Genomic DNA, 24,200 nt, shown 5'->3' with positions numbered 1-24,200 from the left:
GCGCGCGGGTGGCTTCCCGCGCGCGGTCTCGGTATGGCGACTTTCGCGAATCCCCTTCTATAGCCACCATCCCGCAGTGCCAGATGGGTTTTTGTTACAACCCTGACATGCCCTGCCGTCGACCGGCGAGAAGTATTTTCCGGCCTGTGGATAACCTCCGACGCGGCGGTGTGCTCGTAGGACACGTGCTTGTGGAGGGTCCCGTCGATCCGTTCGCGGCCGTTCTTCTCGCTCATCCTTCAACCGTGGCACGGGCTTCCCGAATGCCGCAACAGGAAGTTCCCCGCCTGTGGACAACTCGGTGACGCCGCCGGCCGCGGGTGGTGTCACTGGTGCCGGTGGACCATCTGGGCTCCCGCCTGGTCCCTCGGGGTGATGGTGATCTGGTCGATGTTCACATGGGCCGGCCTCGTGGCGACCCACGCGATCGATTCGGCCACGTCCTCGGCCGTCAGCGGCGTCATCCCCGCGTACACCGCGTCGGCCCGCTCCTGGTCCCCCTCGAACCGGACCACGCTGAACTCGGTCTCGACCATCCCCGGGTCGACCTCGCACACCCGCACCGGCTGCCCGAGCAGCTCCATGCGCAGCACCCGCGTCACCGCCGCCTCCGCGTGCTTCGCCGCGTTGTACCCGCCTCCGCCCGGGTACGGCTGGTGCCCCGCGATCGAGCCGACCACCACGACCTGCCCGTCGCCCGACGCCACCAGCTTCGGCAGCAGCGCCTTGGTGACCCGCGCCGTCCCCAGCACGTTCACGTCGTACATCCGCTGCCACAGCTCGATGTCGGCCTCGGCCACCGAGTCGAGGCCGAACGCCCCGCCCGCGTTGTTCACCAGCAGGTCGCAGCGGCTCACCACCGCGGTGAACGCCGCCACCGAGTCCTCGTCGGTCACGTCCAGCTCCAGGGCGGTCCCGCCGCACGCGGCCGCCACTTCGGCGAGCCGGTCGACCCGGCGGGCCCCCAGCACCACGTCGAACCCGGCCTCGGCCAGGGCCTTCGCGGTGGCCGCCCCGATGCCGCTGCTCGCCCCGGTGACGACTGCGGTCTTCCTGCTCATGGACTGCTCCTCCTCGATCGTTCGGACGCGCCCGGCGGGCCGCCGGTTCCGCTCGGACCCTACTCGCGCGTCCTGAACGCCCGCTTCGGGTTCTCACACTCCGGTCGCGGCCCGCGCCCGGGGCTCCGGCGCCCGTACCATCGCAGGCGACGCTGGTTCCGCGGCAGTGCGACTGCCCGGCCAAGAGGGAATCTGGTGCGAATCCAGGACTGCCCCGCAGCGGTGAGAGGGAACGAACCCCGCCATGAGCACTGGACCCCGGTCTGGGAAGCGGCGGGAAGTAGGTGCCGGCCACGGCGCGCCCTCGAGTCCGAATACCTGCCCGCGTACCGCGCGCGACCGCGCGCGGTCCCGTTGTCGCACGTTCGAGGGAACTGACACATGCACACCACCACTGCCGCCGCGCGCCCCGGCGCGCCGCGATCCCGTCCGCTCCAGGCGACCGCGCTCGGCTATCCGCGCATCGGTCCGAACCGCGAGTTGAAGCGGGCCTTGGAGGCCCACTGGTCGGGGCGTCTGGACGCCGCCGGGCTCGAGGCCGCCGCCGCCGAGGTCCGGGCGGGGATGCTCGACGACCTCTCGGTGCTGGACGCGGTCCCGACGGGGACCTTCTCGTATTACGACCATGTGCTCGACGCGGCCGTGGCCGTGGACGCCCTGGCGCCGCGGCACCGGCGCGGGGACGCGCTCGCCTCGTATTTCGCGGCCGCCCGCGGTGACGCCGAGGCGGCGCCGCTGGAGATGACGAAGTGGTTCGACACGAACTACCACTACCTGGTGCCCGAGATCGGGCCGGGCACCGTGTTCGCAGCCAGGCCCGAGAAGGCGGTCGCCGAGTTCGCGGAGGCGCGCGGGCGCGGTCTGGACGCGCGGCCGGTGCTGCTCGGCCCGGTGTCGTTCCTGCTGCTGGCCAAGGCGTCGGAGGACGCCCCGGCGGGTTTCCGTCCGTTCGACTGGCTCGGGGACCTCGTGGAGGTCTATGTCGAGTTGCTGGCGGCCTTGGGGAGGGCCGGGGCGGGGCTGGTTCAGTTGGACGAGCCGGCCCTGTGCGCCGACCGGAGCGCTGCGGAGCTGGTCGCGGTGGGCGAGGCGTACCGGCGGCTGGTGGGGGCCGCCGAGATCCTGGTGGCCGGGGGGTACGGGCCGTTCGGGGAGTCCCTGCCGGTGCTGCTGGACGCCGGGGTGGAGGGGGTCGCCCTCGATCTGGTGCGCGGCCGCGCCGACCTGGAAGCACTTGCGGCCCTCGATGTTTCACGTGAAACATTCCTGTTGGGCGGGGTGGTGGACGGGCGCAACATCTGGCGCACGGACCTGGCCCGGGCGGCGGCCGACGTCGACCGGTTGCGGGAGCTGAGCGACCGGGTCGGCGTCGCCTCCTCGTCCTCGCTGCTGCACGTCCCGGTGGACTTGGAGGTCGAGGACGGTCTTCCCGAGGGGCTGGCCGAGCGCCTGGCGTTCGCCCGCCAGAAGCTGGGGGAGATCACCGCGCTCGCCGACCCGGGCGGGCCGCGCGGTGCGCGCCCGGCGAGCCCGGAGGTCTGGCGCGACGCGGCCGTGCGCGAGCGCCTGGCGGGGCTCGGGGACGGTGCCGACCGGCGCGTCCCGTATGCCGAGCGCCGTGCGGCCCAGGCGGAGCGGGTGCCGCTGCCGCCGATTCCGACGACCACGATCGGTTCGTTCCCGCAGACCGCGGAGGTGCGGCGGGCCCGGGCGGCCCACCGCCGGGGGCTGATGATCGACGCCGACTACCGGGCCCGGATGCGGGCGGAGGTGGCCGCGGTCGTGGCCGAGCAGGAGCGGTTGGGTCTGGACGTGCTGGTGCACGGCGAGCCGGAGCGCAACGACATGGTCCAGTACTTCGCCGAGCAGCTGACGGGTTTCGCGACCACGGCCGCGGGGTGGGTTCAGTCCTACGGTTCGCGCTGCGTGCGGCCGCCGATCCTCTACGGGGACGTCGCCCGCGGGGGCTCTGGGGAGGCGATGACGGTGGAGTGGACCTCTTACGCGCAGTCGCTCACGGAGAAGCCGGTGAAGGGGATGCTCACGGGGCCGGTGACGATCCTGGCGTGGTCGTTCGTGCGCGACGACCAGCCGCTGGCGGACACGGCCGATCAGGTGGCGCTGGCGCTGCGCGACGAGGTGGCCGATCTCGAGGCCGCGGGGACGGCGATCATCCAGGTCGACGAGCCCGCCCTGCGCGAGCTGCTGCCGGTGCGCGCCGCCTCGCGCGATGCCTACCGGGCGTGGGCGACCCGGTCGTTCCGGCTCGCCACGTCGGGTGCGCGGCCGGGGACGGCGATCCACACGCATCTCTGCTATTCGGAGTTCGGGGAGGTCATCGACGCGATCGCGGCGTTGGACGCGGACGTCACGTCGATCGAGGCGTCCCGTTCGAAGATGGAGGTGCTCGCCGATCTCGATCGGGCGGTTCGCGCCAGCGGCGTTCAGGGCGAGGGCGGCCGTGAGGGTGCCGCCGGTGACGGTGCGGCCGGGGACGGCGGGTACCGCAGTGCGGTGGGGCCGGGGGTGTGGGACATCCATTCGCCGCGGGTGCCCGCCGCCGCGGAGATGGCCGCGGCGCTGCGCCTGGCCGTGGCGGCGCTCGGGCCGGACCGCGTGTGGGCCAATCCCGACTGCGGGTTGAAGACCCGCCGCTACGAGGAGGTCCGGCCCTCGCTCGCGGGCCTGGTGGAGGCCGCCCGCATCGTGCGCGCCGAGGTCGCCTAGCGTCTCGCCCGCTCCGGGGCGCGGGTTTCCGCGATCCGGAGCGGGTCCTGTCGGCGTCCGTGGGGGCCGGGGCCGCGCCTCGCCGGGCCGCGTCCGGGAGCCGGGCTCCTGCTCCCGGACGCGGCGCGGGCCGCGCCCGGCGGTCCGCGTGATGCGCACCGGCGCTGCCGGGCGCCGCCGCGGCGGGCACGTACCCTTGTCCTGTGGCGATGGACAACTACCGCATTCTGGCGGAACCGGTGAACGGCGGCATGTCCGGACTGGCCAAGGCCAGCGCGGACTGGCGCCGACTCGCGCACAACGTCGAGGCGCTGGCCCGGATCGCGGGCGTGCCGATGATGGCGATGGTCAAGGCGGACGCGTACGGGCACGGCATGGTCCCGGCCGCGCGCGTCATGGCCGAGGCCGGCGCCGGGAGCCTCGGCGTGGTCGCCCTGCGGGAGGCCTGGCAGCTCAGGCGGCTCCCGGACCTGGCTGGCACCACCGTGATGGCGTTCTTCTTCGCGCCCGACCAGCCGGGCCTGGCGGAGGCGGTCGGGGCGGGGATCGACCTCGGCGTCTCCTCGCTCGCGCAGCTCGACGCGGTCGCGGCCGCCGCGGGCCGCGCGGGGCGGCCCGCCCGCGTCCACCTCAAGGGCGACACGGGCATGTCCCGCGGGGGCGTGGCCGAGCACGAGTGGGAGCAGGCCGCCGAGGCGGCCGCGAAGCACCAGGCCGCGGGCGCGCTCGCCGTCGTGGGCGCCTGGAGCCACCTGGCGTGCGCCGACGAGCCGGGGCATCCGGCGAACGCCGCCCAGAAGGCCGCGTTCGCGCGGTTCCTGGGCGCGGTGGACGCGGCCGGGCTGGAGCCCGAGGTGCGGCACCTGGCGAACTCGGCGGCGCTCATCGCCGACCCCGAGACGCGCTACGACATGGTCCGCCCGGGCATCGCCCTGTACGGCTACAACCCGGTCCCGGACTTCCCGGTGGACCTCAGGCCGGTGATCGAGGTGCGCAGCCGCGTCATGAGCGTCAAGCGCCTCCCGGCCGGCACCGGGGTCTCCTACGGCCACACGCACGTCCTCGAGCGGGACGCGAACGTGGCGCTGGTGCCCCTGGGGTACGCGGACGGGGTGCCGCGCGCGGCCTCGGGGAGGGCCGAGGTGTACCTGGCGGGGCGGCGCCGCCGCGTGCTGGGCCGGATCTGCATGGACCAGTTCGTGGTCGACTGCGGCGACGACGCGGTCAAGCCCGGCGAGCCGGTGGTGCTCATCGGCGCGGGCGAGCAGCATCCGGACGCCGACGACTGGTCGGCGTGGGCCGGGACCATCCCCAACGAGATCCTCACCGGCCTGGGGGCGCGGATCCCCCGGCTGTGGAACCGCGGCCTCGAGGCGCCGGCGGCGGGCGGGTAGCCGTACGGCCCGGCGAACCCCCTCCGTCCGGCACGCCCCGCGAGGCGGCGTCCCTCTAGACACTGTGAGCGCGCATGAGTGAGAAGCAGTCCCGCCGCCGCCGCGGCCTGGCGATCGCCGGCGGGGTCACCGGCGGCGTGGCCGTGGGGGCCGCGCTGGCGTACGGCATCCCCCGCTACCTGGCGCGGCGGACCCGTTCGGCGGTGAGCGACCCGTACGCGCACGAGCCGTTCGAGCTGCCGCCGATGAACTCGGTGCGGACGGTGGACACGCGGGACGGCGTGGCCGTCCACGTGGAGACCGCCGGGCCCGAGGACGCGGACCTGACGGTGGTGTTCCTGCACGGGTACATGCAGGACATGGCGACGTTCTACTTCCAGCGGAAGGCGGTCGCGGCGGGGGGCCGGGGCGGGGTGTCGCTGCGGGCGGTGCTGTACGACCAGCCGGGGCACGGGCGGTCGGGGCCGCTGCCGCGCACCGAGTACGGCATCGAGGACCTCGCGGAGGTCCTGCACGACGTGATCGCGGCGACCGCGCCGAAGGGGCCGCTGGTGCTGGTGGGGCATTCGATGGGCGGCATGACGATCCAGTCGTACGCGCGGCTGCACCCCGAGGACTTCCACGAGCGGGTGAAGGGGGTCGCGTTCCTGTCCAGCAGTGCGGCGGGGCTGGACACGGTGGAGACGAAGCCGATGCGGGCGCTGCGGCGGCTGCGGCGCACCGTGCTGCCGATGCTCCAGCAGGTCGCGGGCTGGACGCCGGACCTGATCGACCGGTCGCGGCTGCTCGCGGGGGACCTGGGGTGGCTGCTGACGCGCCGGGCGGCGTTCGGGCACGTGGACCCGCCCGCGTCGCTGGTCAGCCTGGTGGAGCGGATGAACCGGCGCACGTCCATCCAGAGCATCGTGGGCTATGCCCGCGCTATCCTCGACCACGACGAGACGGCGACGCTGCCGCAGTTCGCGGGCCTGCCGACGCTCGTGCTGGTCGGCGAGGCGGACCTGCTGACGCCGCCGGAGCACTCCCGGCGGCTCGCGGCGGCCCTCAAGGGCTCGCGATTCGGGCTCATAGCCGAGGCGGCCCATTCGCCGCAGCTGGAGTACCCTGGTGAGATCTCACAACTGTTGTTGGAGATGATCGACAAAGTCGCGGCTGACCTCGGCAACGGTTCCGCTGCGGCCGCCCCGTCCCGGCAGGCGGCGCGCGACGCCGACCGGGGACGGCACCGCAGGTGGACGCCGTTCTCGCGCCACCACGGGCATCATCTCGAACCGTGAACCCGGTTCCGGGCCGCAGCGGCCGCGGACCACTGACGCACTTGGAGGAGTGAAACGTGAGGCTCCAGCTCCATACGGCCGCCGACACCCACGAGTTCGGACGGCGCCTCGCCGCGGTCCTGCGCGCGGGCGACCTCGTGATCCTCACCGGCCCGCTCGGGGCCGGGAAGACCGCCCTCACGCAGGGCGTCGGCGCCGGGCTCGGCGTCGAGGGGCGCATCACCAGCCCCACGTTCGTCATCGCCCGCTCGCACCGCGCGGGCGCGGCGGGGGTGCCGCTGGTCCACGTCGACGCCTACCGGCTCGAGACCCTCGACGAGCTCGACGACCTCGACCTGGACACGGACGTCGACGCGGCCGTGACCGTGGTCGAGTGGGGCGCGGGCCTGGCCGAGCGCCTGGCCGAGTCGCACCTGGAGATCGCGATCGAGCGCCGCGCCGACGAGACCCGCGAGGCGGTCCTGCACGGGCGCGGCGGCGACTGGGCCGAGCGCCTCGCGAGCCTCCTCGGCGACGAGCCGTCGGTCGGCCCCGATGCGCGCGTGGGCGCGGCCGCATGAGAATTCTCGCGCTCGACACGTCCACCAGCGCCGTCCAGGCCGCCCTCGTCGACCTCGACGACGACGAGGTGTTCCTCACCGCGTTCCGCCGCGAGATCGACGGCCGCGGGCACGTCGAGAAGCTCGCCCCGTTCATCGAGGGCTGCCTCGCCGACGCCGGGAAGCGGGCCGCCGACGTGGACGCGGTCGTGGCCGGGATCGGCCCCGGCCCCTTCACGGGCCTGCGGGTCGGCATGGTCACCGCCGCCGCGTTCGCCGACGGCGCGGGCGTCCCCGTCTACGGGGTCTGCTCGCTCGACGGCATCGGCGGCAACACGCGGGGCCGGGCCCTCGCGGCCACCGACGCGCGCCGCAAAGAGGTCTACTGGGCCGTCTACGAGGACGGCGTCCGCGAAGGCGAACCGCAGGTGTGCCGGCCCGCGGAGCTGCCCGAGACCGGCGCCGACTACGCCATCGGCGAGGGCGCCAGCAAGTACGCCGCCGAGCTGCCCGTCCCGGCCGAGACCGAACCGGTCTACCCCGACCTGGTCAAACTCGTCGAGCTCGCCGCCCCCCGCCTGCTCGCGGGCGCGCCGAGCGAGCAGCTCACCCCGCTGTACCTGCGCCGCCCCGACGCGCAGCCCGCCGCCGTTCCACCTGGCGGCGCGCAGGCCTCGCCGCTGCCGTGACCGCGCCCGCGCGTGGTACAGCTTGACGTGATGAACGGTGACTTGCGGATCGACCGGCTGCGCTGGTGGCACCTCCCGGCCGTCGCGGCCATGGAGGCCGCGATCTTCGGCCCCGAGGCCTGGAGCGAGGGCCTGCTGTGGACCGAGCTGTCCGCCGGGCACGACTACCGGGCCGTGTTCGACGGCGGCACCGTCGCCGGGTACGCCGGGACCGCGTACAACGAGGCCGAGGCGTGGCTCAACAACATCGCCGTCGACGCGGCCTACCGCCGCCGGGGCGTGGCCAGGATGCTCATGGACGACCTGATCGAGCGGGCCCGGGCGGGCGGCGCGAAGTCGGTGCTCCTGGAGGTCGCGGTCGACAACGGCCCGGCGCAGCGCCTCTACGACGCGTACGGTTTCTACGGCATCGGGGTGCGCAAGCGCTACTACCAGCACACCGGCACCGATGCCGCCGTGATGAGGATGGACTTGTGAACAACGACAGAACCGGCTCCAGCGCCCCCGTGGTGATGGGCATCGAGACCTCGTGCGACGAGACCGGCGTCGGGATCGTGCGCGGGCACGAGCTCCTGGCCGACGCGGTCGCGTCCTCGGTGGACGAGCACGCCCGCTTCGGCGGGGTCGTGCCCGAGGTCGCCAGCCGCGCCCACCTGGAGGCCATGGTGCCCACCGTGCAGCGCGCCCTGGACGACGCCGGGCTCGCCCTCGCCGATCTCGACGGCATCGCCGTCACCGCCGGGCCCGGCCTGGCCGGGGCGCTCATGGTCGGCGTCGGCGCGGCCAAGGCCTACTCGATCGCCACGGGCGTGCCGCTGTACGGCGTCAACCACCTCAGCGCGCACATCGCCGTGGACACCCTGGAGAACGGCCCGATCCCCGAGCCGGCGATCGGGCTGCTCGTCTCGGGCGGCCACTCGACGATCATGATGGTCGAGGACCTCGCGGGGAAGGTCACGCAGCTGGGCGCGAGCATCGACGACGCGGCCGGGGAGGCGTTCGACAAGGTCGCGCGCCTGCTGGGGCTGCCCTTCCCCGGCGGGCCGTACATCGACCGGGCCGCCAAGGAGGGCGACCGGGCGTTCGTGCGGTTCCCGCGGGGCCTGTCGGCCGCGAAGGACATGGAGCGGCACCGCTACGACTTCTCGTTCTCGGGGCTCAAGACCGCCGTGGCCCGCTGGATCGAGGCCCGCCGCGCCGACGGTGAGGACGTCCCGGTGAACGACGTGGCCGCCGCCTTCCAGGAGGCCGTGTGCGACGTGCTGACCCGCAAGGCGATCCTGGCCGCGAAGGAGCACGGCGTCGAGACGATCCTCCTCGGCGGCGGCGTCGCGGCCAACTCGCGGCTGCGCGGCCTGGCGGTCGAGCGCGCCGAGCAGGCAGGGCTGACGCTGCGCTACCCGCGCCCGAAGCTGTGCACCGACAACGGCGCCATGGTCGCGGCCCTCGGCTCGCACCTGGTGGCCGCCGGCGTGGCCCCGTCCCGGTTCGACTTCCCGGCGAACTCCTCGATGGACGTCGAGGTCGTCAGCCTCGCCGAACGGCTCTAGGCGACCGGCCGGGCGGCGCCCGGTTCCGCCGGGACGCGGGCGCCCCGCCTCGTCCCGGCGACGAGGAGGACGGCGCCCGCGGTGGCCGCGATCCACGGCGCCGGTTCGAAGACCAGTCCCGCGGCCAGCGACCAGGCGCCGATCGTCCAGCCGATGAACGCCGGGGGCACCAGGCCCCGGCGCCGCGTCCACAGCACGGTCTGCCCGACCACCAGCAGCGGCAGCCCGAAGCTGCCCGTCGTCATCCAGAACCCACCCATGACCGGGTCCATCTCGGCGAGCGTCCCCGCGGGCGCCCACAGGGCGCCGCCGAGCCACGCGCCCGCGTGGTGCGGCGCGAGGAGCGCGAGGCCCAGGAGCAGGTGCGCGGCCCCCAGGACGGTGAAGATCCAACCGGCCCACTTGATCATCCGAACCTCCAATTACGGAACTGACAGTTCCGATACTGATGGTTCTGTATCGTAGCGCCATGCCGCAACCCAAGCCCGCCGCGGGGCGCCCCCGCGACCGCCAGATCGACGGCGCCATCACCGCCGCCACCCGCGAACTGCTCGCCGAACGCGGCTACGCCCGGCTCACCGTCGACGCGGTCGCCGCCCGCGCCGGGATCGGCAAGGCCGCGATCTACCGGCGCTTCGCGACCAAGCAGGAGATGATCTTCGCGGCCACCGTCCACGACATGCAGGAGCCGCCGCCGCCCGACTCCGGGACCCTCCGCGGCGACCTCGCCGCCGTGTGCCGGACCATCGCCGCGCAGCTCGGGGCCGCCCCGCCCGACGTCCTCCACGGCCTTCTCGCCGACCTCCACGCCGACTCCCGGCTCGGGGCGCGCTTCACCGGCACGTTCATCGAACGCGAGCAGTTCGTCCTCGGCGAGGTCCTGGCCCGCGCCGTCGCGCGCGGCGAACTCGCCGCCGCCCCCGACACCGCGACGGTCCACGCCCTGCTCATCGGCCCGGTCTTCTTCTGGCTGCTCATCCTCTCCGGCGACCAGGACGCGGTCGAGGCGCTCTCGGCGACCACCGCCGACGCGGTCGCGAACGCCCTCGCCGCAGGAGCGGCGCCGTGACGAGGCGCCGCACCGGCGAGGACCCGCCCGCCGGACGGCACCCTCTGAGCGGCCGCTCTCGCGTGCCGCCAAGCGGTGCCGGTCCTCAACGGTCTGCGCCGTTGCGAAGTCCTTGCCCGTCGACGTGCGAGCGGAGCCGGCCGACGCGGGCCTCGAGCTGCAAGTCAGGCGGTCAACTGCTCGAGCACCAGCGGCCACCAGGCATCGGGCTGGAAAGCGTTCGGGTCGACGGCCCGCAGCCGCTCCTGAAGCTCCGCGGCCTTGCCCGCACGTCCCGGCTTGCCCTCGTCGGCCTCGATGAAGCGCTCGAAGTGGTACAGGAACTCGACGAAACACCGGAAGTTCGTGTTGACGCCTTGAATGTCCTGCTCGACGAGGTCGAACTGGAGGACCTCATCGGTCTTCGGGTCGATGACGTACAGCAGGTCCGTGTTGTCCTGGACCGCGCCGACCACGATCAGCAGCACATCGAGCTTGCCGTTCTCGGTCGTCAACTGGATCGGGTCGTACATCCCGATCTCGCCCTTCAGCAATGAAGTGAAGACGACTTCGACCTCCATGGGGATCTCGTCACCCTCGGGCAGGGAGCCGGGAGGGAGCCCGGCGTCCGTCCACGCCTCCCTGGGGAACGGGATCATCGCCTCGCCCCAGAGCGAGCGGTATTTCGCTGATGCAGCCATGTGAAATCCTCGGTTCGTCTCAAGCGCGGACGATCGTCACGCGAGCTTCGCGTGCACTAGGAGCGCGAGCCACGGGTCGTCCTCGGCGAAGGCGTGCTCCCGGTATCCGGCGCCGAAGAGGTGCTCGGTGAAGAACGCGATCGGGTCCTCGACGAACAGCCGTCGCTCGATCGGCTCGCCGGTCTCCTCGAAGGACATGAAGTCGTCCGTGGCCCACAGACTGACGGAGCCGCTCCCGCGGCCGACGGTGAGCAGATCGGACGAGGTGACGGTGCCGATGCCGACCTCATCGCGCAGCAACCGCTCGACGGGTCCGTCGCCCACTTCGGCTCGGAAGGCGTTCCGCACGTCGGCGTAGCCGGATATCTCCATCAGCGGAAACGCTTCGCAGCCGTCGAACACCGAGTACAGCCGCTGCAACGGGACCGGGAGGTCGGCGGTCCGCTCGCGCGGTCCCGGGACGCCGATGACCGGGCTGACGCCGTCCCAGTCGATGTCGTCGAGAGCCGTCTGCGCCGCGACGACCCTCCTGCGGAGTTCGTCGATGCCGTCCGTCATCTCACCAGCCTCACGATGATCGGGGTGCCCTCTTTGACGCCCGCGGCCTCCATCGCCTCGTAGATCTCCCGGCCCATCTTACGGTTGGTGTAGGCGTCCATCCAGCGGAGGTTGGAGACGTCGTCGGGGCCGCCGAGCTGGAGTTCGTGAATGTGATCGGGGTCCCGGATCTGGCCCTTGTGCGTGATCGACTTCGGTCTGACCTTCCCGTCGGCGCCCTTCTCCGTACCGCGGAACTGCTCGAGAATCTGTTTGAGCTTCGGATTGCCCTTGTGGTTCCTCGCGGTCTTCGCGATCATGTCGCTGCGGTGCTTGGAGGTCAACTTGGGGTCGCGCAGGCTCTTGGTGTTGAGCACCCGCTTGAGCCGGCCCTGGTTGCCGAGGCGCACCAGGTCCTTGGCCTTGCGGTTGAAGTCCTTCTTGTTCATGTCCGGGGTGAACTTGAGTTCGAGCACCACCGGCTTCTGGCCGCCGCCCTTGGCGGTCCGGAAGGCCTTCACATCGTCGAGCGTCGCCGCGACGACCCTGGCGCATTTGCCGTTGAAACCCCTGCGGGCGGGATTCGTCCTGCGCCTAGCCATTGAGCACCATGTCAATGGCCATGCCGACCAGCTGGTCGATGATCATGCCGGTGATGAACTTGAAGATCGGGATCTGCGCGAGCGAGGCGCCGAACGTGACCGCGGCGGTCGCGATCGCCTGGGCGATCTGGAAGGCGAGCATCACCAGCTGGACGATGACCTGCACCTTCAACGCCAGGACCACGCCGGCGGCGATGACCAGGCCGATGTTGATGAGATTGGTCGGATTCGCGGCGTCGGCGAGGTTCCGCACCGCCGACTCGGCGTCCTCCCACTCGTCCCTGAACGCGTCGATCTCCGCCCCGGTGTTGTTCTCCAGCAGCGTCTGCGCGGCCGCGTTCAGCGACTCGACCCTGCCGGCGATCTGGTCGGCCATGCCGGTCCACTCTCCCGCCAGGTTGAAGATCGACTCCTCGTCGGACTCCGGCCAGTCGTAGCCGAGCATGCTCAGCAGGCCGGTCAGCTCCGAGGGCAGTTGCAGGCCCATGTGATGCGATGCCTCCTCATTCTCGAGGGCGGGGTCAGCCGCCGAGTCCGCCCTGGAGCCCGCCGAAGATCTGCGCGATCTCGGCGTCGGTGGCCTCGTGGTCGTCGGCCATCTCCCGGACGCACTGCGCGTAGTCGGCGAGCTCGTCGATGTTGGTCGTGAAGCACTCGGTGAGCGCGTCCGAACAGGCCTGGTGGGCGATGCCCACCAGCATGCCGATCTCGTCGCCGCCGAAGGCGTCGGCGAACTGCCCCAGGGCGCCGGTGAACTGGTCGAGCAGGCCCTGGACCTCGTCCTTGGCGGCGTCGAGCCGGTCCGCGGCCTGACGCATGGACTCGGTGTCGATCTGGAAGCCGGCCACGGTCAGCGCCCCCCGTGGAGCTTCGCCATGACCTCGCTGATGGAGGCGCTCATGGCCTGGAACTGGCGCAGGGAGCGGTCCTGGATCTCGGCGACCGACTCGTTCATCGCCTCCAGGTCCGGGACCGGCTCGTCGGTGCCCATGGCCTGCGCGCGTTCGTCCAAGGCGGCGTTGACCATGCGCTGCACCTCGGCGAACAGGAACTCCGAACCGGCCCGCATCACGCGGGTGTCGGCCTCGAAGCCCGCGATGCGCCCGTCCGCGCCGACGGTGACGCGGAGCAGCCCCTCGACGCCCTCCACCGTGACCGGTTCGACCTGGTTCGCCTCCGGGGCCTTGACGGCACTGCTCAGCTTCTCGCGGGCGTCCGCCAGCTGCTGCGCGATCACGTCTTCTCCGAACATCGAACCTCCAGCCGCCATGAGTTATACGAGGACTACTCATCATATGTCGGCACCGCCATCGCAGGGGACCCCCGAGCCGCGTCACCGCCGATGTGGACGGCGCGCGTTAGGCTTCCGGCCCATGAGCGAAGACGACGGGGCCGTCGCGGTCGCCGAACCCGACGAGGCCGCCGCCCCCGGGCGGCGGCCCTGGTACCGGCGCCGCCCGCTGCGGCTCCTGTCCTGGGCCTGCACCGCCGGCGTCCTCGCCTACGCGCTGGTCCGCCTCCTCGGCCTGGAGACCGGCTGGATCCTGGTCACCACGGTCGCGTTCGTCCCCTACTTCGCGGCCGCGGCGCTCGTCGGCGCGGGACTCCAAGCGGCCGTGCGCCACTGGGCCGCCGCCGCGGTCACCGCCGTCGCGGTCGCGGCGCTCGCCGCCGCACTCGCGCCCCGGGCCCTCCCCGACGAGCCGCCCGCGGCCGCCGGCCCCGAGCTCACCGTCATGTCCGTGAACCTCTACGTGGGCCAGACCGACCTGGGCAAGGTCGTCGACCTCGTCGAGGAGCACCGGCCGGACCTGCTCAGCGTCCAGGAGCTCACCCCCGGCGCGGCCGAGGGGCTCGCCGCGCTCGGCCTGGAGGAGCTGCTGCCGCACGCCGTCCTCGAACCCGACGACCTCGCCGTCGGCACCGGCCTCTACTCGGCCCACCCGATCGAGCGCATCGACACCGTCGGCCGCGACGGCATCTTCTACCAGATCGGCGCCGAGGTCGACCTCGGCGGCGGGCAGGCCGTGCGCTTCATGGCCGTCCACACCGCCGCCCCCGCCACCCCCGAGCGGATCCCCTTGTGGGAAGAGGACTTCGACGACCTCCCCCGCCCCGACGGCGGCGTCCCGTGGGTGCTCGCCGGGGACTTCAACGCCACCCTCGACCACGCCAACATGCGCGACCTCCTCGACGCCGGCTACACCGACGCCGCCGAGGCCGCCGGGGACGGCCTGCGCGCCACCTGGCGGCCCATCGAGGGCGGGTACCTGAACGGCCTCGTCCGGCCCCCCGCCGTCACCCTCGACCACGTCCTCGCCGACGCGGGCATCGCCGTCCTCGACTGGGAGGTCCTCGACAAGTCCGGCAGCGACCACGCCCCGGTCGTCGCGCGCCTGCGCCTGCCGTGAGCGACCGGTTCCCCGAAGCGGCTTTCAGGTCCGCGATGAGAACCGTCGGGCCGCGTCGTCATAGTGGGTGAGACACCCGAACCGCACCGGAGGAACCCGACATGCGCACGCTCATCATCACCGCCTTCGTCTCCCTCGACGGCGTCATGGAGGCCCCCGGCGGCGAACCGGGGTACCGCAACACCGGCTGGACCGTCAAGGACGTCGAGTTCCTCCCTGAGGCCTACGAGATCAAGGCCCGCGAGCAGGACGAAGCCGGGGCGCTCCTGATGGGCCGGCGCTCCTACGAGGCCTTCGCGCCGGTGTGGCCGGCCATGACCGAGGAGTTCGCCGGGTACAACGCGATGCCCCGCTACGTCGTCTCCACCACCCTGAAGGAGCAGGACGAGCGCTGGCCCGCCACCATCCTCCGCTCGGTCGACGACGTCGCCGCCCTCAAGGAGACCGACGGCGGCCCCATCAGCGTCCACGGCAGCGCCGAACTGGGGCACGCCCTCGCGGACGCCGGCCTGGTCGACCGCTACCACCTGCTGGTCTTCCCCAAGCTCCTCGGCGCGGGCCGGCGCCTGTTCTCCGAGGCCGACCAGGACGCCGTCAACCTCCGGCTCGTCGAGCACGAGGCCTACGCCAACGGCGTCCAGAAGCAGGTCTTCGACGTCGTCCGCTGACGCTTCCCCCGGGGTCGGGAATCCGCCGGGCCCGGGCCCCGCTACCACTCGGGGACGGCCCGGTCCTCCGGCAGCACCAGCCGCTCGATCGGATACGAGGCGCCCGCCACCTCGAAGTCGTCCCGCTTCCCGTCGGCGACGAAGCCGTACCGCTCGTAGAAGCGCCGCCCGACGCCGTTGCCGACCAGCTCCCACACCCGCACCGGGAGCAGCCCCCGCCCGGCGAGCCAGCGGTGGCCCTCGCGCATGAGCGCGTAGCCCGCGCCCCGGCCCCAGTGGTCGGGGTGGACGTAGAGCGCCCAGACCTCGCCCGGCTCGCCCGGTCCCGACTGCTCCTCGCCGCTCTCGCGCGTGTCCCAGCCGACGGAGGCGAAGCCGATCACGTTGGGGCCCTTCTCGGCCACGAGGGTGATCGCGTACTCGCGCCGCTGGGCGAGGTTGCGCACGAACCGCTCGGGGGCGACCTCGGGCAGTTCGGCGAGGGTCGCCTCGCTCACGATGCCGGAGTACGCGGCCCGCCACGACGCGGTGCGCACCTGCACGATCTCATCTGCGTCCGCGGGGCCGCCGGTTCGGATCCTCATGTCTACCAACCGTGCCCGAAGGTCCACAAGAAAGCAACCGCTCGGGCGGTCGGAATTGCGGCAGCAACCCGTTCGTGCAGGAAACGTCTAGGCGACGGGCGACTCCAGCAGGCGCAGCTGATGCGACGTGGCGTCCACCGCCGCCGACGTGCCGATCGGCATCGGCAGATTCGGTCCGGTATGTCCGAAGTCGACTCCCGCGAGCACGGGGAAGTCGTAGCCGCCCACCACGTCGAGCACCGCGTCCTTCACCGACACCGGCCCGAAGGGATGGTCCGCCGGGAGCGCGACGTCGAGCGGGATGCCCACCACCATCGCGCCGATCCGGTCGAAGACGCCCTCCATGCGCAGCACGTGCAGCTGGTTCCACACGTGCCCGAGGTTGCGGCCCACGTCCTCCCAGAAGAAGACCGCGCCGTCCCACGTCTCGGGCGCGAGCGCGTACGGGGTGGCCTGGACGTTGAGGAGCCGGTCGAGCAGGCCGCCGACGAGGCGCCCCGTCGCCCGCCCCGGCCGCCAGGTCTCCCAGGCGCCGCCGGCCGGGAGCGACGCCTCGCCGATCTCGCCGGTGAGGAGCCCGCGCACGAGGCCGGCGATCTCGGCGTGCCGCTCGGGGCCCGCGTCCTTCCAGAACCCGCCGCCGAGGCCGGGCGCGAAGTCGGCGTGGAAGCCGACCAGGCCGGTCTGCGAGTGGCACGCCAGGTGGAGCGCGGTGATGTCGCTGAAGCCCAGGAGCGGCTTGGGGTCGCGGCGGATCGCGTCGTAGTCGATGCGGTCGAGGTAGGCCGTGGTGGCGTTGCCGCCCGCGAACGGGACGATCGCGCGGACCTCGGGGTCGCGCAGCAGGGCGTTGAACTCGGCGGCCTGCGCCTCGGGCGGGGCCGAGCGCCAGAAGTGGCGTTCGGCGGCCTCGACCAGGGGTGAGACGCGGACCTGGAACCCCATGGCCGCGAACGCGGCCGCGGCCGCGTCGAGCTGGGGGCGGCGGTCGGGCGTCATGGGCCCCGACGGGGCGGCGATGGCGACCGTGTCGCCGGGGTGCAGTCGCTGGGGCCGCAACGGTGCCATGGTGTCTGCCTCCAATGCTGTGGGACGGGGCCGGGGCCAGCCTACGGCGGCCCCGGCCCCGGCGCAACGCCGTACGGAAAGCGTTATCGGAGGGGGACGGCGGGCTCCCATTCGGCCGCGTCGACCGCGAGGGCCTCGTGCGAGCCGTCGAGCGGGGGCGCCGCCCGCCGGGCCCGGCGCACCGCCAGGGCGATCCCGGCGGCGGCCGCGAGCACGGAGGCGCCGTAGGCGGCCAGGGACGCGGCGTCGGGCGCGGCGAACGACTGGCCTCGCAGGGCCTGCCACACCGCGGTCGCGTAGACCCCCAGGCAGCCGATCGCGGTCCAGCGCACGACCGCGGCCCGGGCCCGGTCGTCGCGCAGCCAGGCCCGGCGGGCCGCGACGAAGCCCAGGAGCATCGCCAGCCCGATGAGGACCTGGATGCCGTGCAGGCCGATGAAGTGGGCGACGCGCATGTCGCCGCCGGTGGTGGACCAGCCGGTCAGGAACATGCCGTTGCCGTCCGGGTCGCCCACGCCGTGCGCGGCGTTGAGCACGACCTGCTCGCCGTTCGCGTCCTCCGCGACGCGCTCGCCCTGGCCGCCCACGGAGACGATGAAGGGCGCGGCGAACATGCCCAGGGTCGACAGGATCAGGCCCCAGCGCACGACCGCCGTGACGGCCCGGTCGCCGATGCGCTGGAACAGCACCACGACCGCGATGGCCGCGTTCACCATGAACATGACCGGCACGAACTGGAACGCGAACTGCACGACCTGGTTGAACGGGTCGTCGGAGGTGTTGAAGTGGCTGTAGGCGCCCGCGGCGGCGGCCGCGACGATGACGCCGACCTCGGCGGCGCTGATCACCGCGAACAGGGTGCCGAGCACCCAGCCGGTGCGCCGCAGCTTCGTCATGTGCGCCAGGAGCCAGGCGAGCGAGAGGCAGTAGGCGGCGAAGGAGAAGCCGAACTTGGCGGCCTTGATCCACACCGACTCGCCCTGGATCACGCGGTCGTCGAAGGGGATCGCCAGCAGCGAGGCGAGGGCGACGACGGCGCAGGCGACGCCGAGGACGACGAGCGGGCGGTGCCAGCGGCGGCCGCCGGCGGTGAGCGCGAGGCCGGAGGCGGCGGCCCGGTCCTGGAGCGTGCGGCGGCGGTGGCGGGCGCGGATGGTGCCGGCCGGCGCGGTCGCGAAGGTCTCGTTCATGCCCCTGACGCTATGGGGGCCGGTGCCGCCGCGCACTGCCGTGAGCCGCCGAATAAAAGGTGGGGACAGCCTTACCCCCGGGGCTACGCTGCGGCGATGGGCATCGTGTACCTAGTGCAGCACGGGGAGAAGGAGCGCGGGCCGGGCGACCCGGGCCTGACCGGGCGCGGCCGCGAGCAGGCCGCCCTGGCCGGGGAACGGCTGCGCGCCAAGGGACTGCGGGCGGTGTACGCGGGACCCCTGCTGCGCGCCAGGCAGACCGGCGCGATCGTCGCGGACGCGTGCGGCCTCGAGGTGCGGGTCGACGCGCGCGTGACCGAGCGGATGAACTGGGACGGCGCCGTCCCGTTCGCGCGCTTCGCCGCCGACTGGGCGCGGACCGCCGCCGACCGCGACTTCACACCGTCCACAGGCGACTCTTCGCGGGCGGCGGGCGAGCGGTTCCGGGCGTTCCTGGAGGACCGGGGCGCGGCGGGCCCCATCGCGGTGGCCTGCCACGGCGGCGTCACCGTCGACCTCCTGCGGACCCTCCTCGGCGACGAGCGGGTCCCCGAGGCGCTGCTGCGCGAAGGCGTGCCGCCGGGGGCGATCACCACCCTCGACGGATCGGACGTCATCGCGATCGCCGCGGCGGACCACCTCGGCGGCTGACGGCGGGCGGAACCGCGCCGCTGCTCGCACGTTCACCACGCTGTAACGAGGGCGTGACGAACGGACTCTAATCTCGATCGCATCTTGCACAGCGTTGACCCGTTCATCGGTACGGCCGCCACCGATCTGCCCGCGGCGCAGGGGCCGGCCGCCACATGGTGGTGGCCGAAGGCCCAGGTGGGCAACACCCACCCCGGCGCCTGCCACCCCCTCGGCATGGTCTCGGCCTGCGCCTGCTCGGGCGCCTACCCCACCGGCTACGGCCGCTACGGCATCGCCACCGAAGGCGCGCCCCAGCCGATCTACGACGACTACGTCGCCAGCGGCTTCACCCACTTCCAGCAGTCCGGCACCGGCGCGATCCGCAAGTACTACAACTACTTCCGCGTCACCCCCATGCTCGAACCGCTCGACGCCCTCGGCACCCGCTGGCGGTTGCGCGACGAGACCGCCGCACCCGGCTACTACGCCGCGACCCTCGAGACCGGCATCCGCTGCGAGCTCACCGTCGGCGAGAAGACCGCCGTCCACCGCTACACCTTCCCCGAGACCGCCTCCGCCCGCGTCGTCGTCGACTTCTCCTACGGCGGCCTCGCCATCGAGCACGGCACCACCGTCCCCCTCCGGGCCGGACTCGAAAGCCTCGGCCAAGGCCGCGCCCAGGGCACCGTCGTCATGGAGGGCGTCCCCCTCTCGGTCTACATCGACGCCGACACGCCGGGCGGCTGGCGCCAGCTCGTCTGGTACGACCGCCGCCGCGTCGACGGCGGCACCCGCCTCGACTTCGACTACATCCGCCGCACCACCCTGCGCCCCTTCGGCCTCATGTTCATGGGCCCCCTCCGCGCCGGCGCCACCGTCGAGATCCGCATGGGCTTCTCCATGCGCGGCACCGACCAGGCCCGCCGCAACCTCGAGCAGGCCCTCCCCGGCGACGCCGGCTTCGACCGCGCCCGCGCCGCCGCACACGAGGCCTGGTCCTCCTACTTCTCCCGAGTCGAGGTCCACGGCGGCACCCCCGAGCGCCGCACCGTGTTCGCCACCGCCCTCTACCACTCCCTCATCAAGCCCTGCTTCGCCGAGGACGAGAGCCCCTTCTGGCCCTCCAAGGGCCCCTTCGTGTTCGACATCGCGACCATGTGGGACATGTACAAGACCCAGTTTCCGCTGCTCACCGCCCTGGACCCGGCCAAGGGCGCCGACATGCTCGAAACCCTCGTGCGCGTCGCCGAGGAGGAGGGCAACCTCCCCATCGGCTACCGCATGGCCCGCGGCTCCGACCGGTTCTTCCGGCAGGCCTCGGCCCTGGCCCACACCGTGCTCGCCGACGGCTTCCAACTCGGGCTCGAAGGCCTCGAATGGGACTGGGCCCTCGTCCACATGCAGGACGACCTGCGCCGCGGCTACGGCGAGGACTACGCCGAGCACGGCCTCGTCCACCCCGTCGCCCACACCCTCGACCTCGCCACCGGCTACTGGTGCACCGCCATCGTCGCCCGCGGCCTCGGCGACCACGGGCTCGCCGACGAACTCGAAGCCAAGGCCCGCGGCTGGACCAACGCGTTCGGCCCCGACGGGCTCCTGCGCGACTCCAGCTTCTACGAGGGCGGACGCTGGAACTACTCCTTCCGGCTCCTGCACGATATGGCCGCCCGCATCGCCCTCACCGGAGGCGACCGGGCGTTCACCGCGCTCCTCGACCGCTTCTTCGGATACGGCGCCGCGCCCGTCACCCAGCTCGGCGCCCCGCCGTTCGGCCCCGAGTTCGCCATGGGCCTGGACCTCGACCGCTTCGAAGGCCTCAACAACGAACCCGACATGGAGGCCCCCTGGGCCTACCACTACGCCGGACGCCCCGACCGCACCGCCGAGATCGTCCACGCCGCCCTCGCCCACCAGTTCGGGACCGGCCGCGGCGGCCTCCCCGGCAACGACGACTCCGGGGCCCTCTCCTCGTGGTACGTCTGGGCCTCCCTCGGGCTCTTCCCCGTCGCCGGCCAGAACCTGTTCCTGGTCAACGCGCCCGCGTTCGCCGCCGCCGACCTCCGATTCGGCGGCAACGACCTCGAACTGGTCACCACCGGCCACGTCGAGACCGGCATCGGCGCCGACGCCGCCGGCGGCGCGCCCCGGTACGTCCGGTCGGCGCGCTTCAACGGCAGGCCCCTGGACCGCGGCTTCATCACCGGCAACCAGCTGCACGGCGGCGGGCGGCTGGAGATCGACCTCGGCCCCGAACCGTCCGACTGGGCGAGGAAGACGCGCCCGCCGTCCGCCTCCGACCGCTCCGGGCGCGCCCGGAGCGCCGGCACTCGGGAGTTACCCATGAGCGAGCAGCCCCGCCCGTCCCGGCGCCTCGTCATCGTCGTCCGCGCCGACCCGGTCATCTGCGGCCACGCCACCGAGGCCCGCGGCCTCGCCGAGGTCGCCCTCACCCGCGGCTTCGACGACGTCCGCATCGTGACCTGGACGGTCGCGGCGCTCGAGGCCGCGGGCCTGCCGCTCAAACCGCTCGGCGAGCTCCTGCCCTACTCGCCGGGGATCACCGTCGAGCGGCCCGGCCCCGTGGGCGACTACCGCGTCCCCGACGGCCGCCACCTCCTCGGGCTCGCCGGGCGGCTCTTCGAGCTGTTCACCGACGGCGTGCCGACGGTGTGCATGTCCATGTACCTGTCCCCGCACACCGACGCCGTGATCCACGCCCTGCGGTCCGCACGCGCCTGCGGACTGGCCGCCGACGTCACCACCGTCGCCGAAGCGGTCGGCTCCGACATCACCAACGTGGTCCGCTCCTGCATCGCACGCGGCGACATCGGCGCCGCCGCCTCGCTGTTCGCCACTTACCTCGCCAACGACCGCTGCGTCGCCGTCTCCGCCTACACCCGCGACCTCATCGTCGAAGCGGCCGAGCAGGTCGACGCAGCCTGCGGCACCCGCTTCGCCGGCGAGGCCGCCGCCCGCGTCCAGGTGTCCTACCCGGCCGTCGACGCCGCCGCCTACACCGGCGCCGACCCCGCCGCCGTCGACGCGGCCCTCGCCGCCCGCGGCCTCGAACGCGACGGCTACCTCCTCTTCCTCTCCCGCGTCGCCGCCGCCAAGGGCGCCGACGACCTCATCGCCGCCTACCGGTCGTCCCGGGCCTTCGGCACGCACCGGCTCGTCATCGCCGGCACCGGCCCCGCCCTGGACGACACCAGGGCGCTCGCCGCCGGGGACGAGCGCGTCCTGTTCCTCACCGACGTCTCGGACGAGGAGAAGCCGCTGCTCATGAACGGATGCGCCGCCTACGCGCTCCCGTCCAAACCGCGCCCCGAGTTCGTCGAGACCTTCGGGATCGCCCTGGTCGAGACGATGCTCGCCGGGGGCGGGCCGGTCATCACCACCCGCACCGGCGGCATCCCCGAGGCCGTGGGCGACCACGCGATCGAGGTTCCCCACTCCGACCCGGCCGCGCTCGCCGCGGCCCTCGACCGGGCCCTGGCGACGGACCCCGCCGAACGCGCGGCCGCCGCGGCGGCCGCCCGCGACTGGGCGATGCGGTTCGACCGCGCGGCCGTCTTCGACGGCCTCTTCGCCGGACTCCTCGGCGGGGCCGACCTCCCCGCGCCCATCGGCTGACCCGCCCTCCCCTCCCGCCCCACCGGCACCGGATCGGCGCCCCGTCGAAGAAATCCTCGAATCCGGGGCAACCTTCGCGGCGTCCGCGGCAACTACAGGACGGTGCGGCAACCCGGCTCGCCGCACCACACCACCCCTCCGCGGGGAACGCACACGGCCGCACCGAGACGCGCGGCACGGCCGTGCCGCGGCCGCGTCGGCTCCGTCGCCTTCAGGGCGCGACGGCCGACCCGGCCGCGAAGCACCGCGAGCGAACAGACGGATGCACGGAAAGGCTTTCCTGCCATGGAGAGACGCCGCAGGCGCGGACACCGGGGGTGCCCGCGCCTGCGCGCTCGTCGGGAAGCGAGGACGACTTGGTCAGGCTGCTAGAATCGCCGCCTCCCCGTCATCGACCCGCGACCGGAGGCCCTCCGTTGGACGTCCCCGCCGACCTGGAGGAGGACGCCTTCCGCGCCTTCTTCGAGCGGCACCACGCCGAGCTGGCCCGGTTCGCGTGGCTGCTCATCGGCGAACGCGGTGCGGCGGAGGACCTCGCGGCCGACGCGATGCTCGCGGTGTGGCGGCAGTGGGACCAGGCCCGCCGGGCCCGGTCCCAGATCGCCTACGCGCGCGGCATCGTCGCCAACCTCGCCAAGACCCGCATCCGCACCGCCGTGCGCGAACGCCGCCGCAACACCCTGTTCTGGCAGCGCCCCGGCGAATCCGACGACGGCCCCGACTCGGCCGCCGTGCTCGACGTGCGCCAGGCCCTGGCCCGGCTCCCGCTGCGCCGCCGCGCCTGCGTGGTCCTGCGCCACTCCCTCGAACTGTCCGAACGCGAGACCGCCGAGGCCTTGGGCGTCTCGATCGGCACCGTCAAGAGCCAGACGTCCAAGGGCCTGGCCGAACTGCGGCGCCTCCTCGGCCCCCAGGCCGGGCGGGCCCCGCTGCGGAACGGGGCGGACCGGTGAGCGACGAACTGCCCGACCGGCTCCGCGCGAGCGCCGAGGAGTACGAGCCGGACCGCGACCGGATGTGGTCGCGCGTGTCCGAGGGGATGCGCGAGCCGCGCGGCGCGCGGGCCGAACCGGAGCGCACGGGCTGGCGGATCTCGCACCTGGCGCTGGCGACCGGCGCGGCCGTGGTCCTCATCGGCGCCGTCGTCGTCTTCGGGCAGAGCCTCGGGCTCGGCCCCGTGGTCGGCCCGACCCCCGACCCGCCCGCGGCCGGCCCCGCCACCTCGGCCCCCGGGGCCCCCGACCCCTCGAGCGGCGCCGAGACCTCCACGGGGGAGGCCTCGGAGACCACCGGCGGCGAGGCCGGGACGACCGGCCAGGAGGAGTCCGGCGAGGCCGGTCCCCCCGCGTGGCTGTCGACGGACGGATCGGTCGGCCAGGGCAGCAACGACTACTGGTCGCAGGCGAACCTGACGCTGCGCAACGACGAGGCGCTCACCGAGCTGAGCGTGGAGTTGCGGGTCGCGATCGGCGAGGGCCTCCAGTCCACCGGGGCGTGGACCACCGACAGCCGCCTCAGCGACGCCCAGGTCGCGGAGGAGGACGGCTACCTGGTGTACCGCTGGACCCTGCGGGACGGCGAGGTGCTCCCCGCGGGCGAGTACACGTTCGCGGGCCAGTTCAACCACGGGTCGGGGCCGCGCAGCGCCGACGACGACGACTACACCTTCGAGGCCGCCACCGAGTCCGGCGAGGACGGACGGGCGGAGGGCGGCTTCGCCTGAACTGCCGCGCCCGCCGCGGTGGACCCCAGAGCGAGAGCGGGGACCGGACTGCGACCCGGTCCCCGCTCCGGCATCCCGGAGCGGGGGCGCGGCGGGCGGCCGCAGACCCCTCCACGCCCCTCAAAGGGGGCGGACCGGACGGAGCCGCCGGGCGCCCGCCCG

Annotated in this window: 25 protein-coding genes and 1 riboswitch; of the genes, 14 read left to right on the top strand and 11 right to left on the bottom strand. The window is 73.4% G+C overall.

The genetic code is table 11. The features are described 5' to 3' along the window. Window positions 1-326: 326 nt before the first annotated feature. Complete coding sequence (locus LO763_RS00205) at window positions 327-1,061, bottom strand: SDR family NAD(P)-dependent oxidoreductase (protein ID WP_230599830.1); 735 nt, start codon at window positions 1,059-1,061, stop codon at window positions 327-329. Between the two features lie 136 nt (window positions 1,062-1,197). Next, window positions 1,198-1,401, top strand: a riboswitch (cobalamin riboswitch). A gap of 41 nt (window positions 1,402-1,442) precedes the next feature. Between LO763_RS00205 and metE the strand changes: the two genes are divergently transcribed. From metE to tsaD, 7 genes are all read left to right on the top strand, one after another. Then, complete coding sequence (gene metE, locus LO763_RS00200) at window positions 1,443-3,788, top strand: 5-methyltetrahydropteroyltriglutamate--homocysteine S-methyltransferase (protein ID WP_230599829.1); 2,346 nt, start codon at window positions 1,443-1,445, stop codon at window positions 3,786-3,788. A 251-nt stretch (window positions 3,789-4,039) separates the two neighbouring features. Next, on the top strand, window positions 4,040-5,182 hold the full coding sequence (alr, locus tag LO763_RS00195; RefSeq protein WP_439650253.1) for an alanine racemase: 1,143 nt from the start codon (window positions 4,040-4,042) through the stop codon (window positions 5,180-5,182). A gap of 74 nt (window positions 5,183-5,256) precedes the next feature. Further along, entirely contained in the window at window positions 5,257-6,459 is a 1,203-nt protein-coding gene (locus LO763_RS00190; protein ID WP_230599828.1) for an alpha/beta fold hydrolase, read from the top strand. A gap of 56 nt (window positions 6,460-6,515) precedes the next feature. Next, complete coding sequence (tsaE, locus tag LO763_RS00185) at window positions 6,516-7,019, top strand: tRNA (adenosine(37)-N6)-threonylcarbamoyltransferase complex ATPase subunit type 1 TsaE (protein ID WP_230599827.1); 504 nt, start codon at window positions 6,516-6,518, stop codon at window positions 7,017-7,019. Then, the gene (gene tsaB / locus LO763_RS00180) at window positions 7,016-7,687 is read left to right on the top strand and encodes a tRNA (adenosine(37)-N6)-threonylcarbamoyltransferase complex dimerization subunit type 1 TsaB (RefSeq protein WP_230599826.1); all 672 of its coding nucleotides are present in this window, start codon (window positions 7,016-7,018) and stop codon (window positions 7,685-7,687) included. The genes tsaE and tsaB overlap by 4 nt, the downstream gene beginning before the upstream one ends. A 30-nt stretch (window positions 7,688-7,717) precedes the next feature. Continuing rightward, window positions 7,718-8,164: a ribosomal protein S18-alanine N-acetyltransferase gene (rimI, locus tag LO763_RS00175; RefSeq protein ID WP_230599825.1), complete on the top strand. Its 447-nt coding sequence runs from the start codon at window positions 7,718-7,720 to the stop codon at window positions 8,162-8,164. A gap of 35 nt (window positions 8,165-8,199) precedes the next feature. Beyond that, a complete protein-coding gene (gene tsaD / locus LO763_RS00170) occupies window positions 8,200-9,237 on the top strand; it encodes a tRNA (adenosine(37)-N6)-threonylcarbamoyltransferase complex transferase subunit TsaD (RefSeq protein ID WP_255671539.1) in 1,038 nt (345 codons plus the stop codon). On the opposite strand, the gene LO763_RS00165 is transcribed toward tsaD, so the two are convergent. Further along, window positions 9,234-9,647, bottom strand: coding sequence for a hypothetical protein (locus LO763_RS00165; protein ID WP_230599823.1), 414 nt, complete (start codon window positions 9,645-9,647; stop codon window positions 9,234-9,236). The two genes, tsaD and LO763_RS00165, sit on opposite strands and share 4 nt — an antisense overlap. 59 nt (window positions 9,648-9,706) lie before the next feature. On the opposite strand from LO763_RS00165, the gene LO763_RS00160 reads away from it, so the two are divergent. Beyond that, window positions 9,707-10,306 carry a TetR/AcrR family transcriptional regulator gene (locus LO763_RS00160; RefSeq protein ID WP_230599822.1) on the top strand — a complete coding sequence of 200 codons (600 nt, stop codon included), beginning with the start codon at window positions 9,707-9,709 and terminating at the stop codon, window positions 10,304-10,306. A 164-nt stretch (window positions 10,307-10,470) separates the two neighbouring features. Here LO763_RS00160 and LO763_RS00155 read toward each other — a convergent pair whose 3' ends face one another. The 6 genes from LO763_RS00155 to LO763_RS00130 are packed head-to-tail and all read right to left on the bottom strand — an operon-like array spanning window position 10,471 to window position 13,377. Next, complete coding sequence (locus LO763_RS00155; protein ID WP_230599821.1) at window positions 10,471-10,986, bottom strand: SUKH-4 family immunity protein; 516 nt, start codon at window positions 10,984-10,986, stop codon at window positions 10,471-10,473. Between the two features lie 36 nt (window positions 10,987-11,022). Next, window positions 11,023-11,544, bottom strand: coding sequence for a hypothetical protein (locus tag LO763_RS00150; RefSeq protein WP_230599820.1), 522 nt, complete (start codon window positions 11,542-11,544; stop codon window positions 11,023-11,025). Continuing rightward, on the bottom strand, window positions 11,541-12,125 hold the full coding sequence (locus LO763_RS00145) for a hypothetical protein (RefSeq protein ID WP_230599819.1): 585 nt from the start codon (window positions 12,123-12,125) through the stop codon (window positions 11,541-11,543). The genes LO763_RS00150 and LO763_RS00145 overlap by 4 nt, the downstream gene beginning before the upstream one ends. Next, window positions 12,118-12,612, bottom strand: coding sequence for a WXG100 family type VII secretion target (locus LO763_RS00140; RefSeq protein ID WP_230599818.1), 495 nt, complete (start codon window positions 12,610-12,612; stop codon window positions 12,118-12,120). The genes LO763_RS00145 and LO763_RS00140 overlap by 8 nt, the downstream gene beginning before the upstream one ends. 34 nt (window positions 12,613-12,646) lie before the next feature. Beyond that, window positions 12,647-12,973 (bottom strand): WXG100 family type VII secretion target, encoded by a 327-nt coding sequence (locus LO763_RS00135; protein ID WP_230599817.1) that lies wholly within the window; start codon window positions 12,971-12,973, stop codon window positions 12,647-12,649. Between the two features lie 2 nt (window positions 12,974-12,975). Then, window positions 12,976-13,377, bottom strand: a complete 402-nt coding sequence (locus LO763_RS00130; RefSeq protein ID WP_230599816.1) for a hypothetical protein — start codon at window positions 13,375-13,377, stop codon at window positions 12,976-12,978. 121 nt (window positions 13,378-13,498) lie between these two features. On the opposite strand from LO763_RS00130, the gene LO763_RS00125 reads away from it, so the two are divergent. Continuing rightward, on the top strand, window positions 13,499-14,536 hold the full coding sequence (locus LO763_RS00125) for an endonuclease/exonuclease/phosphatase family protein (protein WP_230599815.1): 1,038 nt from the start codon (window positions 13,499-13,501) through the stop codon (window positions 14,534-14,536). Between the two features lie 101 nt (window positions 14,537-14,637). Beyond that, a complete protein-coding gene (locus tag LO763_RS00120) occupies window positions 14,638-15,204 on the top strand; it encodes a dihydrofolate reductase family protein (RefSeq protein WP_230599814.1) in 567 nt (188 codons plus the stop codon). 41 nt (window positions 15,205-15,245) lie between these two features. On the opposite strand, the gene LO763_RS00115 is transcribed toward LO763_RS00120, so the two are convergent. The 3 genes from LO763_RS00115 to LO763_RS00105 all read right to left on the bottom strand — a co-directional run bounded on the left by LO763_RS00115 (window position 15,246) and on the right by LO763_RS00105 (window position 18,046). Then, window positions 15,246-15,788 carry a GNAT family N-acetyltransferase gene (locus LO763_RS00115; RefSeq protein ID WP_230599813.1) on the bottom strand — a complete coding sequence of 181 codons (543 nt, stop codon included), beginning with the start codon at window positions 15,786-15,788 and terminating at the stop codon, window positions 15,246-15,248. Between the two features lie 87 nt (window positions 15,789-15,875). Continuing rightward, complete coding sequence (locus LO763_RS00110; protein WP_230599812.1) at window positions 15,876-16,856, bottom strand: S66 peptidase family protein; 981 nt, start codon at window positions 16,854-16,856, stop codon at window positions 15,876-15,878. Between the two features lie 83 nt (window positions 16,857-16,939). Beyond that, window positions 16,940-18,046: a hypothetical protein gene (locus LO763_RS00105; protein WP_230599811.1), complete on the bottom strand. Its 1,107-nt coding sequence runs from the start codon at window positions 18,044-18,046 to the stop codon at window positions 16,940-16,942. Between the two features lie 96 nt (window positions 18,047-18,142). Here LO763_RS00105 and LO763_RS00100 point away from each other — a divergent pair, with 96 nt between their 5' ends. From LO763_RS00100 to LO763_RS00085, 4 genes are all read left to right on the top strand, one after another. Further along, window positions 18,143-18,697 (top strand): histidine phosphatase family protein, encoded by a 555-nt coding sequence (locus LO763_RS00100; RefSeq protein WP_230599810.1) that lies wholly within the window; start codon window positions 18,143-18,145, stop codon window positions 18,695-18,697. Window positions 18,698-18,781: 84 nt separating this feature from the next. Continuing rightward, window positions 18,782-22,315, top strand: coding sequence for a glycoside hydrolase domain-containing protein (locus LO763_RS00095; protein WP_304608758.1), 3,534 nt, complete (start codon window positions 18,782-18,784; stop codon window positions 22,313-22,315). Between the two features lie 416 nt (window positions 22,316-22,731). Next, a complete protein-coding gene (locus LO763_RS00090) occupies window positions 22,732-23,268 on the top strand; it encodes a SigE family RNA polymerase sigma factor (protein WP_230599809.1) in 537 nt (178 codons plus the stop codon). After that, window positions 23,265-24,038, top strand: a complete 774-nt coding sequence (locus tag LO763_RS00085; protein ID WP_230599808.1) for a hypothetical protein — start codon at window positions 23,265-23,267, stop codon at window positions 24,036-24,038. Before LO763_RS00090 ends, LO763_RS00085 begins: the two co-directional genes overlap by 4 nt. Window positions 24,039-24,200 lie beyond the last annotated feature (162 nt).

Source organism: Glycomyces amatae, from assembly GCF_020991375.1.
GTDB lineage: Bacteria > Actinomycetota > Actinomycetes > Mycobacteriales > Micromonosporaceae > Glycomyces > Glycomyces amatae.
The sequence above is the reverse complement of the archived record's forward strand: the minus strand, read 5'-3'. Positions and strand labels throughout refer to the sequence as shown.